Source organism: Paenibacillus xylaniclasticus, assembly GCF_004001065.1.
GTDB lineage: Bacteria > Bacillota > Bacilli > Paenibacillales > Paenibacillaceae > Paenibacillus_T > Paenibacillus_T xylaniclasticus.
Window position 1 is genome coordinate 1 of record NZ_BIML01000028.1, and the last position, 14,363, is coordinate 14,363.

Consider the following 14,363-nt stretch of genomic DNA (forward strand, 5'->3'; position numbering starts at 1 on the left):
CATTATTATGCCGTTAGTGGGCCCACACACTCGCTCTCTCAACTTAACGGCACATTATCATGCCGCTACGGTACTCCCGAGGCCGACTCTCTCGTCTTAACGGCGCATTATCATGCCGTTAGAGGGCTCCACACACTCGCTCTCTCGCCGTAACGACACGTTATTATGCCGTTAGTTGGCACCTCACGTCCGCTCTCTCACCTTTACGACACATTATCATGCCGTTAGGGAACTCTCCCCACTCCGCCGCCCCGCCATAACGACGCAAACAGGCCAGCCTAATTGGCTGACCTGATCATGTATCGTTATAGAGAGCTGCGGCCACGCCGCAGAGAAGATATAAATGTTATGAAGCCGGTTCCTGATGCGTCCGATCCAGTCCTACGAACTTGTTGAACTGCTTCAAGAAAGCAAGCTCAACCGTGCCGACCGGACCGTTCCGCTGCTTGGCAATAATGATCTCGATAATATTCTTCTTCTCTGATTCTTTATCGTAATAATCATCCCGGTACAAGAACGCCACGATGTCCGCGTCCTGCTCGATCGAGCCTGATTCCCTAAGGTCAGACATCATCGGACGCTTGTCCTGCCGCTGCTCAACGCCCCGCGACAGCTGCGACAGAGCGATGACGGGCACTTCCAGCTCACGGGCAATCTGCTTCAGTGTACGGGAAATTTCCGATACTTCCTGCTGCCGGTTCTCGCCAGGCTTGCCGCGTCCCTGAATAAGCTGCAGATAGTCGATCAGAATCATGCCAAGCCCACGCTCCTTTTTCAGACGGCGGCATTTGGCGCGAATATCTGCAACGGTGATCCCCGGTGTATCATCGATATAGATCTCCGCTTCCGACAACGACCCGATTGCCATCGTCAGTTTCTCCCAATCGTCTCCTTCAAGGAAACCGGTGCGCATCCGTCCCGCATCTACGTTCGACTCGGCGCAAATCATACGCTGTACAAGCTGCGCCGCGCTCATCTCAAGACTGAAGATTGCAACCGTCTCCTTCGCGCGAACGCCGACGTTCTGCGCGATGTTAAGCGCGAATGCCGTCTTACCTACGGAAGGACGCGCGGCCACGATAATAAGGTCGCTTCGCTGAAAGCCCGACGTCATTTTGTCGAGATCAGAGAAACCTGACGGAATACCCGTGGAGCCGCCCTTGTTCGAGTACAGCATCTCTACCCGCTCGAACACTTCCATGAGCACGTCACGGATCGAGATGAAGCCGCTGCTTGCACGACGGTTCGAAATTTCAAGAATTTTCGCTTCCGCCTCACCCAGCAGCGCGCCCACGTCCTCCTCAGCCGCATAACCGCTCGATACGATATTCGTTGCGGTGCGAATGAGACGACGAAGCATCGATTTCTCTTCAACGATCTGAGCGTAATAATCAACGTTCGCAGCCGTCGGAACAGCGTTAGCCAGCTTCGCCAAATACGAAACGCCGCCCGCTTCCTCCAGCATCTGCCGGTCCTGCAAATAAGCAGTCAGCGTCACGAGATCGATCGGCTGATTGTTCTCGCCAAGCTCCACCATCGCTTCGAATATCCGCTGATGGGACGTGCTGTAGAAGTCCTCGCTCTTCACCCGTTCCATCGCGGTAATCAACGCCTCGGACTGCAGCAGTACAGCGCCAAGTATCGCTTGCTCCGCCTCCAGGTTCTGCGGCGGGATTCGATCGAAAGTCAACTGATCCGGACTTATGCTCATGGAATGATGTCCTCCTTTGCTAATCATGAATGCGAACAATCCAGTGCAGAAATTACCTGTTCCGTCCCCTTAACGAACTACCGCCCGCAGGAGGCGTCAACTGTTACCGAAGACTCCTCAACTGCGAGCGGAAATAATGCCTAAATCCTGCCAATCCGATCCTGTCGGCAGCAGCCGAACTCTATTCTTCCGAAGCTTGTACTTTAAGCGTCGTCTTCACTTCCGGATGAAGCTTAACCGGAACCTGCGTTACACCGAGCGTCCGAATTGGCTCGTCAAGCTCTATCTTACGCTTATCGACTCTCACGCCCGCTTGAACCTCCAACGCCTCAGCAATTTGCTTGCTCGTAATAGCGCCGAACAGCCGACCGCCTTCGCCAGCCTTCGCCTTAATGACAACCGTAAGCTCAGCAAGGCGGGCGCCAAGCGCCTTCGCGTCTTCCTTCTCTTTCTCCTTGCGCTTCGCTTCCGAATTCTGCTGTGCTTTAAGCGTATTAATATTGCCGGCCGACGCCTCTTTCACGAGTCCCTTCGGCAGAAGGAAATTCCGTACATAGCCCTCCGACAGATCCTTCACTTCGCCCTTCTTACCTTGACCTTTTACGTCTTGCAGAAAGATGACTTTCATTCGAATAACCCCTCTTCCTTCTCAATTTCGTCCAGAATGGTGCGCAGTCGGTCCGCAGCCTCCTGCACGCTGCAATCCAGTTGGGCTGCCGCATTCGTCAGATGTCCGCCTCCGCCGAGTCGCTCCATCACGACCTGCACGTTCATGGCGCCGAGCGAACGGGCGCTGACGCCGATCAAGCCATCCGGCCGTTCGCTGACAACGAAAGAAGCATAAATGCCTGTCATATTCAGCAGCGTATCGGCCGATTGTGCAATGTGCAGCTGGGAATGCTTGCGTCCCGGCTCCGTTACGGCAATTGCGACATGCTCATACAGGACCTCCGCATGCTTAATAATTTCAGCCTTCATGACGTACTCTTCCAGATCTTCCTTCAGCATGCGTTGAATAAGCGTTGAATCGGCTCCATTGCGGCGCAGGAATGATGCCGCTTCGAACGTTCTTGCTCCCGTTCGCAGCGAGAAGCTCTTCGTATCCACCGCAATGCCAGCCAGCAGCGCCGTCGCTTCATGAATGTCGAGCGACACACGCTCGTGTATATATTGAAGCAGTTCCGTTACAAGCTCGCAAGTAGATGATGCGTAAGGCTCCATATATACAAGAGTCGATTTGCTAATAAATTCTTCGCTGCGGCGATGATGATCGACAACGACGATCCGGTCAGTCAACTGCAGCAGCTTCGGTTCCTTAACCATCGATGCCTTATGTGTATCGACGACGATAGCAAGCGTTTTTGAATTTACCAGATGAAGTGCCTGCTCAGGTGACACGAACCACTTGTAGATCCGCTCGTCTTCCTTTAACATTCCCATCATTTTCTCGATCGCCGGATTAATGCCCTCCAGCACAATATAGCCTTCCTTGCCGAACAGCTTTGCCGCCTTCAATACACCGATTGCAGCGCCGATTGCATCCATATCAGGCATCCGATGACCCATAATAACGACGTTGTCGCTTTCGCGAATCATGTCCCGTAGGGCATGAGCAATAACGCGCGCGCGCACACGGGTCCGCTTCTCGACAGCATTCGATTTGCCGCCGTAGAACTGCTGACGTTCGCCTACTTTAACCGCCGCTTGGTCGCCTCCACGTCCAAGCGCAATGTCCAGGCTCATCTGCGCCCATTGGCCAAGCTCAGGAATCGATTCTGCGCCGGCAGCAAAGCCGATGCTAAGCGTAACGGGAATTTTGTGCTCGGCAGTCATCTCCCGAACCTGATCCAACAGCTCGAACTTGCTCTGCTCCAGCAGCTTCAGCGTCTTCTGATCCGTCATAATCAGAAACCGATCGGAGCTTAGCCGTTTCAGATACGTCTGATACTTCATCGCCCAATCGGTTATTTCCGCCGTCACCTTCGAAAGCATCGTCGTCCGTTGATGATCGTCCATTCCTTGCGTCACTTCATCAAGATTGTCCATCAGCACGATGCCGAGCGCCAGCTTCTCATCCTCATACTTACGGCCAAGCTGCCACATAAGCGTAATGTCATGGATGTAGACAATACGTTCTTTACTATTGAAATTAAGTTCGAACACTCGGTCACCGATCGTCGCTTCGTACACGCCCTTGTTCTGCTTATTCTCCTTCATGGAAGGGAACAATTCATTAAGTGTCATGCCCACGACCGACTCATGACCGAACAACTGAGCGATATATAAGTTACTCCATTCCACATTACGCTCATCGTCATATACGATTATGCCGAACGGCAGTTCAGTAATGACCTCGCTGCTCGCTTTCTTCACCCGGTACGATAATGTACCGAGATATGATTTAAGATCATGCCTGAATGCACGTTCCGCATATAACGTATATGCACCGGCCGATATCGTCAGCAGCAGTCCAACCAGTCCAAGCTCCCAATTGTACATGGCCAGCACCACCGACAAGCATACCAGCAGCACGAATGCCCATAACTGGTGCATCCCGTGCCATCGCTTGATAAGAAACTTAGGCATTCGAATTCCGCTCCCGTGTTAACGTTTCTTCTCGAACGCTTTCCGAATCGGAAAGGCCGTATCCAGCACACCGATCAAGCTGAGCGGCGACAGCACCATGACGACAATAGCAATCAGAGCAGGGACAACCTTCGACCAATTACGCTGATGCGCAATATAGTAGAAGAAGCCGATTGTCTGAATCTTGAATGCCGTCTGCAACAGCGGAACCAGGTTCAGCAGCGCAACTGACAAGAACGAATCCATATCATCCGCTGGCAGAATCATTTCGAGAACGAGCGATACTAAATAGTACAGCACCATAATGCGCGGAAGCTTCCACTCATGCGCCTTGGGCATTGCTGGCATGAATACGCCTTTTCGGACGAGCACTTTGCGGCTGAAATATTGTGTAACGGCAGCATACAGGAAAGCAATTGTAATCATCGCAACCGGTATGGACTGCGTCATCGTTTTGACCAGTGAATCTGTCACATCAGCGGACCAGCCTTCCGGCAAAAGACCTTCCTCCAGTAAGGAATCGGTCGTTTCCCGAATGGAAGCCCCCATTTCATTAATCAGCGACAAATCAAAAATCAAATTAAACAAAAGCAGCTCCAGCAGCATAATGCCTAACAGCGACAATATACCCGACACAAGCACACGACCCGGCGGCGACTGCTTCACGACAAGATGACCCATAATAATCGACGGTACTAGAAAAAAAAGTCCGATGATCGGCGCTAACGGCCCAATCATCAAATAAGCAATAACCCAAACGATCGCAACCTGCAGCGCGAACGCTTTGCGCGTTGTTGTCACATACATAATGACATATGGAACCATCATGAATATGACCGAGATAATATTAAGTAAGGGCACTGCCATCGAGAGCATGAGCAGCAATAGCACGATGCTCCAGATTAGCGATTGTTTGCCGGTGTTCAACCCGTTCACCTCTTGCGATATGTTCTAATATCAAAAAACTGCCAGCGGGCAGCACTTCATTATGCGAGATACACGGTTGATGATTTCCGCTTGCAGTTATTCGATTGTCTGTACTAGCTGTGCGGCATCGCATTTCCGATCCGCCTTCGCGACTGGCTCCTCCTTTGTACCATAATACGCCTCTGCCGAAGCATAAGATTCGAGAGCTCAAGCCCGTCTACAGCGCGCTTCGTAAGAAACTTTCACTAAAGCTTTACAGCTCATTATAGCATAAATCCGAAATCGTACACACGGGATGTGGTGGGAACGCTGACGGCAGCTGGAGTCCCTTCATTTAATAAACCTTTCCGTTCGAATCTCGCATTCGATCATTCCGAGGATATATATACAACATAGGTTAGAAATACTGAAATTCTAATTGATTAGGATAAAAGTTTTATATTATACTACGGGAGAAATTTAATAATTTTGGTATTTTAATATATTTTTCAAATTAATCAAAGGAGATGAGATCTTGGCTACAAAGAAAATTGCCACAGTATTAGCATCAGCCTCCTTGCTCAGTTCACTGCTTGCCTTCCCAGCGGACGCGGCTGACACGTTGACGGATATCGATGACTCGTTTGCTAAGAATGCCATTATGGAGCTAGTCGATAAAGGAATTATTAACGGCAAGGGAGATGGAATATTCGATCCCACGGGCAAAATTACAAGAGGAGACTTTGCGATTATTCTGGCGAAGGCTCTAAATCTGGATGTATCAAGCGCCCCGGCAGCGTCGACATTCTCAGATGTCCCTGCAACCAGTTACGCTTATAAATATGTCGAAGCAGCCGCACAAGCAGGGTTAATTAACGGCCTTGGGGATGGTAAATTTGGACTCAATCAAAGTCTGACTCGTCAAGATATGGCGGTTCTCTTCGCCCGGGCGCTGAAGGTAGATGTAACTGGCAAAGGGGCTGGTCTGACATTTAGCGATGCAGATCTTATTGCCAAATACGCTAAGGATTCCGTTGCTGCGGCGGTGGAGCTTGGCCTTATGGTCGGTGTCGGGAACAACACCTTCAACCCGCTCGGAGATTCAAGTCGTGAACAAGTTGCCGTTGTAGCAAGCCGTTTCCTTAAAGAAAAAGAAAAATCCGATTCAACATCAGAGTCAGACCCTTCTGAGACACCTGAATCTAATGATTCCGATACTCCATCATCTGATAATTCCCAAAAGCCGACTTCCACTACTCTTCAACCACCAATATCCTATCCAAGCACTGGAGGAGGCAGTTACGAGGACCGTACAGCTCCTGTCCTGACCCTCATCTCAACGACCCCTATTGAAATTGGACAAGCGATCGTTGTAACAAGCAATGAATTAGGCGCGGTGTATCTCTTACCGGCTGATGAGAATCCAAATCAGCTCAGCCAGTTGGAGAATCTGGTCACGAACAACCGGGCCAAGAAGGCAGCTATCAATGAAATCAATGCTAACACAAGTATCTCTACGGAAGGCTTGTACGCGGGAAGCTACAAAGTATATGCAGCGGATACAAGCGGAAATATATCCACGCCTAGCGTTGTAATTGAGCTGAGCGTCCATGAAATGGCACAGCCTGCTATATCATTTATCAGCCCGGATACCATTGTATTCACCTATTCGGACAACCTGAACAGCCAATCAATTCCTGCTGTCACTAACGTGAAGGTAGTGAGCGAGGATGAATCAGCATCTCCAATTGGGGTACAAGAAATCACAATTAATGGACATGATGTTCTGATCAAGCTTTCCTCCACAGTTAGCAAGTCGGCAAGCGTACGCATTACCTATCAACCAGGAAATGCTCCTATTATGAGTGAAACCGGAAGATGGTCTCCGTCCGTTACTCAAGTTGTGACCTATACTCCGGCTAATCAGGCGCCGGTTATTACGCAAGCCATTCCCGACCAAGACCTATCTATTGGGCAGGGGAGCTTGATTATTTTTCCTAAAGAACACTTCGAAGATCCAGATGGAGACGAGTTATATTTTATGTATGCTGTAGACAATCTAAATTTTGTTTCCATCTCCGTTGAGGATCAACATCTCGTCCTACAACCACTCGCTGCAGGAACAACAACGGTTACTCTTATTGCGAACGATGGCAAAGGCGGCACGGCAAGCATGGTCTTCAACTTAAAAGTTACAACGCCAAAGCTATCGCTGTCACTGAAGAACAATGCCGTCTTGCACGTCAACTCCGGTAAGACCGATACAGACGATCAGATTACATTGGCAACATCGGCATCCTCATCCGGCTATCAAAGCTATCAATATGATGTGCAGAGCATTAATGACTTGATTCTAATCAAGCGCGGTGAAGAGAAATTTAGAGTGGAATACGACTCGATCTCCGAAAAGTATCAAGTAATAGGCGAGAACGACACGGTCGAAGGAACGATCTCGATCATGGTGTCGGATGAGAGCTTAGTTTCATTGACCCCAGGCACCCTTGGAATGGTCCTCGACCCAGCCGACAAAGTGGAAGAAAATTCTAATGTAGAGCTTGAATTCCACCTAATACAAGAAGATTTGAGCGATACTATCGCCAAGCTGCAGCTAACATTCGACGAAACGGCACCAGAGGTAACAGACGTCAATTTCGTTAATGACCAGCTTATTATAACGGTGAACGAGGAATTGCCGGAATTGGCATTACAGAACAATGCAAGATTAATGGAGTCCATTCAAATCATAGCGCGATCGGCAATTGATCCAGATAATGAAGTGTACTTAACCATCGACGACTACACGATTACCAGTACGGCGCAAGAGCTCACCCTCACACTAACGGAAGAGGGACGCTTGAAACTAAATGACCTCCAGCAATATGAGCTTCAACTCAATATTCGGAACCTCTATGATTACGCCGATAACTGGTTTGATTATACTTCGCCTTGGTTAACCCCCAGTCAGCCGTAATTAGCCCACGGTCAATCTAGTAATCTAATTGAAAGGCACCCTTCTCGGGTGCCTTTGCCTTTTCCGCCCTGCCGCTGAATCAACAGCATGACAAGGGCTAACCGCCTGTAGTTATACCGATGCATAATGACAAGCAGCAAAATGACCTTGTTTCACTTCCGCAAGAGCCGGCATATCCTTGGCGCACTTCTCAGTCGCAAGCGGGCAGCGCGTACGGAAAGGGCAGCCGCTCGGCGGGTTGATCGGGCTTGGAAGCTCGCCCTTAAGCGTAATACGCTCTCGCTCCGACTCGACATCCGGGTCGGGAATCGGGATCGCAGACAGCAGCGCCTGGGTGTATGGATGAGCCGGGTTCGCATACAGCTCATCGCTGTCAGCAAGCTCTACGACACGACCGAGATACATGACCGCAACACGGTCGCTAATATGCTTGACCATGGATAGGTCATGGGCAATGAACATGTACGTCAGCCCCATTTGACGCTGCAAATCCTGCAGCAGGTTCACGACCTGTGCTTGAATCGATACGTCGAGAGCTGAGATCGGCTCGTCCGCAATAATAAACTTCGGCTCAACCGCAAGCGCACGGGCAATCCCGATCCTCTGCCGCTGGCCGCCCGAGAATTCATGCGGATACCGCGTCGCATGATCCGGGTTCAAGCCGACAATATCGAGCAGCGACTCAACCTTCTTGCGCCGCTCTGCGCGGCTTCCTGCCAGCTTATGAATATCGAGCGCTTCCCCGATCACGTCCGTAATGGTCATCCGCGGGTTAAGCGAAGCATACGGATCTTGAAAGATCATCTGCATGTCGCGCCGAATCGACTTCATCGCTGAACCCTTCAAATCATACAGTGATTTACCGTCGAAAATCACTTGTCCACTTGTCGGCTCATAGAGACGCAGCACGGTACGGCCGAGTGTCGACTTGCCGCAGCCGGATTCGCCGACAACGCCAAGCGTCTCGCCGCGGCCAATCGTCAGATTGACGTCGTTCACGGCTTTCAATATTTGTCCGCCGCCCAGATTGAAGTGCTTGTTCAGATCACGAATCTGGAGCAATGGATCGCTATGCGACGGTTTTATAATCGAACGTGCGGTGCTTGCATTCAGGCTGCTCATGCACTTTCCCCTCCTTCACCAGCGAGCGGATGGTTAAGCCAGCAAGCAGCCGTATGTCCTTTGCCCTCGACCGGCACAAGCACAGGATCGTGGTTCAGGCATACCCGCATTGCTTCATCACATCGTGCACAGAATGCACAGCCCGCAGGTGGTTTAATCAAGTCCGGCGGCGTGCCGAAGATCGGAATAAGCGGCTCGTCCTTCTTCTGATCGAGGCGGGGTACCGAACGCAGCAAACCGCGGGTATAAGGATGCTTCGGATTTTTGAATATATCATGCGTCTTGCCGGACTCGACCACCTTGCCCGCGTACATAACAATGACCCGGTCCGCCGAGTCCGCAACGACACCGAGATCGTGCGTAATCAATATAATGGACGTGCCGAGCTTCGTCTGCAGGTCCTTGAGCACACTCATAATTTGGGCTTGAACCGTCACATCAAGCGCTGTCGTCGGCTCATCCGCAATCAGAAGTGACGGATTGCATGCGAGCGCGATCGCAATCATCGCCCGCTGGCGCATACCGCCGGAGAACTCATGCGGGTATTGGCTTACACGTGAGTCCGGATTCGGAATGCCGACAAGCCGCAGCATTTCGACCGCACGCGCCTTCGCAGCCTCCTTACTCAGCCCCTGATGCTTCACGAGTCCCTCCGTTATTTGCTTGCCAATCGTCAGCGTCGGATTCAATGAGGTCATAGGGTCCTGAAAGATCATACCGATTTCTTTGCCGCGAATCGTCTCCATCTGACGAGCCGACTTCTTCAGAATCTCCTCACCCTTGAACTGGATCGAGCCAGTCGTCACAGCTGGAGGAGAAGGGACAAGCCGCATGAGCGATTGTGCCGTTACCGACTTGCCGCAGCCCGACTCGCCGACAATGGCAACCGTCTCGCCTTTATTGACATGAAAGTTCACGCCGCGAACCGCTTGGACGATACCGCCGCGAACTTTAAAATTAACGCGCAAATCTTTAACTTCGAGTATTCGTTCCATCGCCGCTGCCTCCTATCTTTATTTTTTCATCTTCGGATCGAGTGCGTCGCGCAGACCGTCGCCGAATATATTGAAGCAAAGCATCGTCAAGCTGATCAGCACCGCTGGGAACAGCATCCGCCACGGATAGATCGTCATCGCCTTGAGCGCATCATTAATCATCGTACCTAGGGAAGCGGCCGGCGATTGAACGCCAAGACCGAGGAAGCTGAGGAACGCTTCAGCGAAAATCGCATTCGGCACTGTCATCGTCAACGTGACGATAATCGGCCCCATCGCATTCGGAATAAGATGGCGGAACAAAATGCGTCCCGCACCAGCCCCTAGCGAGCGGGATGCAAGCACATATTCTTGGTTTTTGAGCTGTATAATCTGACCCCGCACAATCCACGCCATGTTAATCCAGCCCGTAATACTAAGCGCGAGTACAATTGTGAACATGCTAGGCTCCATCACGACGATCAAGAGAATAACAATTAGCATGTTCGGAATCGAGTACATAATTTCACACAGCCGGTTTAATATTTCATCGACCTTGCCGCCGAAATAACCCATAATGCCACCCATAATGACTCCAATAATTAAGTCAACCAACGCTGCATACAAACCAACCTGTAGCGAGATGCCAGCGCCCATCCACGTTCTGGCGAACATATCGCGGCCAAGATCGTCGGTACCGAACCAATGGTCTGTATTCGGCTTCATGTTCGTTCCCATCAAATCCTGTGATCGATAGTCATAGCCCGCAATAGACTGCCCGATCATCGCCATCACAACGATCAAGAGCAGAATCACGAGACTGGTCATCGCATATTTATTCGAACGCAGCCGCAGCCACGCGTCTTTCCATGCCGAGATACTTTCGCGAACGACAAGCTCGCCTTTCTTCTCCGACTTATCGAGCTTGGTGAAATCCGCTTTCGTTAATTTCATATCGCCTGTCACAAGTGGATTCGTCGTTTCTGAATGACCTGTCATCGGTTACCCCTCCTTCCTGCTGCTCAGCTTAATGCGCGGATCGACGAATGCATAAGCAAGATCCGTCATGAAGCGCGCAGCCATCAGAATGACCGCATAGAATAGGGTCAAGCCCATAATCAGCGTGTAATCCCGGTTCGTAATGCTATTGACAAAAAACTTGCCGAGGCCGCCGATACCGAAGATTTGCTCGACTACGACCGAGCCGGTAATTATGTTGGCCGTCATTGGACCAATATAAGTAACTACCGGCAAAATCGCGTTGCGCAGCGCATGCCGAACGAGAATAACTCGACCACTCAAGCCTTTAGCGCGAGCCGTCTTAATATAGTCTGCCGTCATCACCTCAAGCATGCTTGAGCGGGTCAGACGGGCGATGAACGCCGCAGGCAATACAGCTAGCGCAATCATCGGCAGCACATATTCGGTCGGATCATTTAATCCCGCCACGTCGAACCAGCGCAGCTTCACGCCTAAGAAATATTGCAGCCCCGCTGCAACGACGAAGTTCGGAATGGACACCCCAAGCACCGCCAGCAGAATCGTAAACGTATCGAGAAATTTACGGTGATTCAATGCAGCGATGATACCTAGCAGGATACCGGCCACTATAGATAAGATAATGGCGAAAATGCCAAGCTGAAGGGAATATAAGAAACCGGTTCCAATAATACTTGCTACGGTCGTGTACTGCTGCTTCATCGACATCCCTAGGTCAAGATGAAGCAAGTTGTTCATATAAGTGAGATACTGCTTCCAGATCGGCTCGTTCAGGCCGTACTTGGCTTCCAGCATCTCCTTAATCGCCTTCGGAATTTCCTTCTCCGACATAAACGGGTTTCCCGGAATCGCCTTCATCAGGAAGAAGGTTGCCGAGGCCAGAACGAACAGCGACACGAGTATGAAAAACAGCTTTTTCAGCACGAATCGTATCATGTTGGTAATGCCTCCCATAAATGTTTCCTCAAACAACCACGGGATATATGCATGCGGCATATATCCCGTGTCTTATCGTCATGAGCTTATCAGCGTTATTCGCTTAACGGTCCGCGAGGCTTCTAGCAATTAGCCTTCATAGTAACCGCGCGTATAATCGATGTCGCCTTTGTAGTCGATGAAAATGCCTTTGAAGCCCGGCTTCTCCAGATAGACGTCACTGTAGTAATACAGAGGCACGATTGCGCGTGCATCCATGAACAGCTTCTCCGCCTGCTTAAACAGCTCCATCTGTTTCTTCGTATCCTGCTCCCCATAGGCTTTCGCTACGAGATCGTCATATTCCGGGCTTGCATAGCCCGTGTTGTTGTTGCCGGACTTCGACGTGAACAGATCGATATACGTCATCGGATCGTTGTAGTCGGCGCCAAATCCAGCCCGCGCAACCTGATAGTTGAGCTTATTGCGGTTCTCCAGGAACACGCCCCACTCTTGGTTCTGAATCTCAACGTCTACACCGAGGTTTTTGTGCCACATCTCAGCAACGGCTTGAGCTACCCGCTTATGGTTATCGCTCGTGTTGAACGTCAGCTTAATTGGATCAAGCTTTGTTATCCCGAGCTCCTTCATTCCCTCCGCAAGCAGCTTCTTCGCTTCCTCGAGATCCTCCGTGAAGTAATCATCCTTCACCTCAGTGCGGTATTCCTCTGTCTCGCCTTTGATGCCCGGTGGGACAAGACCGTATGCCGGAATCTCTCCAGCCTTCGTCACTTTATCCGTAATGTCCTTACGCGTCAGCGCCATCGAGAACGCTTTGCGAATCTTCTCGTTCGTGAAAGGCTTCTCTTTCGTGTTCAGCAGATAGTAATACAGGCTCGCAATCCCTTTTTGATTAAACTCGTCCTTATTACTTGTGCGCAGTGCTTCAATCTGATCAGATGGAATCTCGCCCGTCGGTTTGCCCGCCCAGTCGAGCTCACCGGTCTTATACATGTTCAGCTCTGTCAGCGAATCCGGCACCATGACGAATTGAACGCCTGCAAGCTTCACTTCGTCCTTCGCATAATAGTTCTCGTTCGGCACGAGCTTGATCGACGTGCTCTTCTGCCATTCAGATATCTTGAACGGACCATTCGAAATAATCGTCGATGGACTTGCAGCCCAAGCTTCATTGTCCTTCACCGTTTGATGGACCGGGAAATACGTTTGGAAGGACATGAGGCTCAAGAAGTAAGGCGTGGCCGCATTTAGCTTTACCTCGAGCGTCTTGTCATCAACCGCTTTGACACCGACTTGATCAGCCGTTGCGCCGCCGCCCGTATTGTACGACTCTGCATTCTCGATGTAGTACAGTTGATAAGCATAAGCAGATGGTTCAGGCTTCAACTGCGGATCAAGCGCACGTTTCCACGCGAACTCGAAGTCGCCCGCTGTTACCGGATCGCCGTTGCTCCACTTCGCATCGCGCAGATGGAATGTGTACGTCTTGCCATCCTCGCTAATGTCCCATTTCTCTGCAATGCCCGGTACAACCTCGCCTGCTTCATTCTTACGGGTTAGCCCTTCGTACAGACCGTTCAATACGGTGAATGATACTTGATCCTGCGATTGTGCCGGATCAAGCGTCGGAGGCTCCGTAGACAAGTTCATACGGAACACCTTGCTTGTTGCTGTTGCCGCATCGCCTGTATCCGTCGCACCGCCATTCTCTTTTTCCTTCGGCGTGCAGCCTACGACGACCAGAATAATCGCCAACACAGCTGCAAACGTGCTCATGGTGGACTTGAATCTCATACTTCCTTTCACCCTCCACATTGTTCTCTTGTTGCTTGCTCGATGATGCGACGCTGCGGACTGCATATGTTCATTGAGAATCCTGTCGTGAAGTGAAGTAATAACCCATTATTACTATTAATTATCATTAATAATTATTCATAATAATTAATAGGGATTATTTGCCTTCGATTACATACAGGGACTCTTTTATATCCATGCATCCTACACTATACAATCGTGAATATTTTTAATCAACGTGTAATTTGTGTTAATTATTAACTGTAAGTTAGGATGCAGCCGCAATGTTCGTGATGGCGCCGCTATATCGCTTATTTCATGGCGTTAGCATATGTAATGAACGGTTTATATAGCCAAAAAAACC

Annotated in this window: 10 protein-coding genes; 1 reads left to right on the forward strand and 9 read right to left on the reverse strand. The window is 50.4% G+C overall.

Translation table 11 applies throughout. From position 1 onward, the window contains the following. Positions 1-346: 346 nt before the first annotated feature. The 4 genes from dnaB to PXY01_RS18530 all read right to left on the reverse strand — a co-directional run bounded on the left by dnaB (position 347) and on the right by PXY01_RS18530 (position 5,224). A complete protein-coding gene (gene dnaB, locus PXY01_RS18515) occupies positions 347-1,711 on the reverse strand; it encodes a replicative DNA helicase (RefSeq protein ID WP_127572010.1) in 1,365 nt (454 codons plus the stop codon). Positions 1,712-1,892: 181 nt separating this feature from the next. Continuing rightward, positions 1,893-2,339 (reverse strand): 50S ribosomal protein L9, encoded by a 447-nt coding sequence (gene rplI / locus PXY01_RS18520; protein ID WP_127572012.1) that lies wholly within the window; start codon positions 2,337-2,339, stop codon positions 1,893-1,895. Further along, on the reverse strand, positions 2,336-4,297 hold the full coding sequence (locus tag PXY01_RS18525) for a DHH family phosphoesterase (RefSeq protein WP_127572014.1): 1,962 nt from the start codon (positions 4,295-4,297) through the stop codon (positions 2,336-2,338). The genes rplI and PXY01_RS18525 overlap by 4 nt, the downstream gene beginning before the upstream one ends. An 18-nt stretch (positions 4,298-4,315) precedes the next feature. Next, entirely contained in the window at positions 4,316-5,224 is a 909-nt protein-coding gene (locus PXY01_RS18530) for a DUF2232 domain-containing protein (protein WP_127572016.1), read from the reverse strand. A 514-nt stretch (positions 5,225-5,738) separates the two neighbouring features. Here PXY01_RS18530 and PXY01_RS18535 point away from each other — a divergent pair. Next, positions 5,739-8,174 carry an S-layer homology domain-containing protein gene (locus PXY01_RS18535; protein ID WP_127572017.1) on the forward strand — a complete coding sequence of 812 codons (2,436 nt, stop codon included), beginning with the start codon at positions 5,739-5,741 and terminating at the stop codon, positions 8,172-8,174. A 111-nt stretch (positions 8,175-8,285) separates the two neighbouring features. Here the strand turns inward: PXY01_RS18535 and PXY01_RS18540 are convergent, their stop codons facing one another. From PXY01_RS18540 to PXY01_RS18560, 5 genes are all read right to left on the reverse strand, one after another. Beyond that, complete coding sequence (locus PXY01_RS18540) at positions 8,286-9,296, reverse strand: ABC transporter ATP-binding protein (protein WP_127572019.1); 1,011 nt, start codon at positions 9,294-9,296, stop codon at positions 8,286-8,288. Continuing rightward, positions 9,293-10,291 carry an ABC transporter ATP-binding protein gene (locus PXY01_RS18545; RefSeq protein WP_127572021.1) on the reverse strand — a complete coding sequence of 333 codons (999 nt, stop codon included), beginning with the start codon at positions 10,289-10,291 and terminating at the stop codon, positions 9,293-9,295. The genes PXY01_RS18540 and PXY01_RS18545 overlap by 4 nt, the downstream gene beginning before the upstream one ends. Before the next feature lie 18 nt (positions 10,292-10,309). Further along, the gene (locus PXY01_RS18550; protein ID WP_127572082.1) at positions 10,310-11,224 is read right to left on the reverse strand and encodes an ABC transporter permease; all 915 of its coding nucleotides are present in this window, start codon (positions 11,222-11,224) and stop codon (positions 10,310-10,312) included. Positions 11,225-11,272: 48 nt separating this feature from the next. Beyond that, complete coding sequence (locus PXY01_RS18555) at positions 11,273-12,205, reverse strand: ABC transporter permease (RefSeq protein WP_127572023.1); 933 nt, start codon at positions 12,203-12,205, stop codon at positions 11,273-11,275. A 129-nt stretch (positions 12,206-12,334) separates the two neighbouring features. Continuing rightward, positions 12,335-13,999 (reverse strand): peptide ABC transporter substrate-binding protein, encoded by a 1,665-nt coding sequence (locus PXY01_RS18560; RefSeq protein WP_127572025.1) that lies wholly within the window; start codon positions 13,997-13,999, stop codon positions 12,335-12,337. Between the last annotated feature and the right edge of the window lie 364 nt (positions 14,000-14,363).

Coding starts and splice junctions, on each gene's coding strand:
- dnaB (WP_127572010.1), bottom strand. CDS start 1,711: ATGAGCATAAGTCCGGATCAGTTGACTTTCGATCGAATCCCGCCGCAG.
- PXY01_RS18555 (WP_127572023.1), bottom strand. CDS start 12,205: ATGATACGATTCGTGCTGAAAAAGCTGTTTTTCATACTCGTGTCGCTG.
- PXY01_RS18525 (WP_127572014.1), bottom strand. CDS start 4,297: ATGCCTAAGTTTCTTATCAAGCGATGGCACGGGATGCACCAGTTATGG.
- PXY01_RS18560 (WP_127572025.1), bottom strand. CDS start 13,999: ATGAGATTCAAGTCCACCATGAGCACGTTTGCAGCTGTGTTGGCGATT.
- PXY01_RS18540 (WP_127572019.1), bottom strand. CDS start 9,296: ATGAGCAGCCTGAATGCAAGCACCGCACGTTCGATTATAAAACCGTCG.
- rplI (WP_127572012.1), bottom strand. CDS start 2,339: ATGAAAGTCATCTTTCTGCAAGACGTAAAAGGTCAAGGTAAGAAGGGC.
- PXY01_RS18545 (WP_127572021.1), bottom strand. CDS start 10,291: ATGGAACGAATACTCGAAGTTAAAGATTTGCGCGTTAATTTTAAAGTT.
- PXY01_RS18550 (WP_127572082.1), bottom strand. CDS start 11,224: ATGAAATTAACGAAAGCGGATTTCACCAAGCTCGATAAGTCGGAGAAG.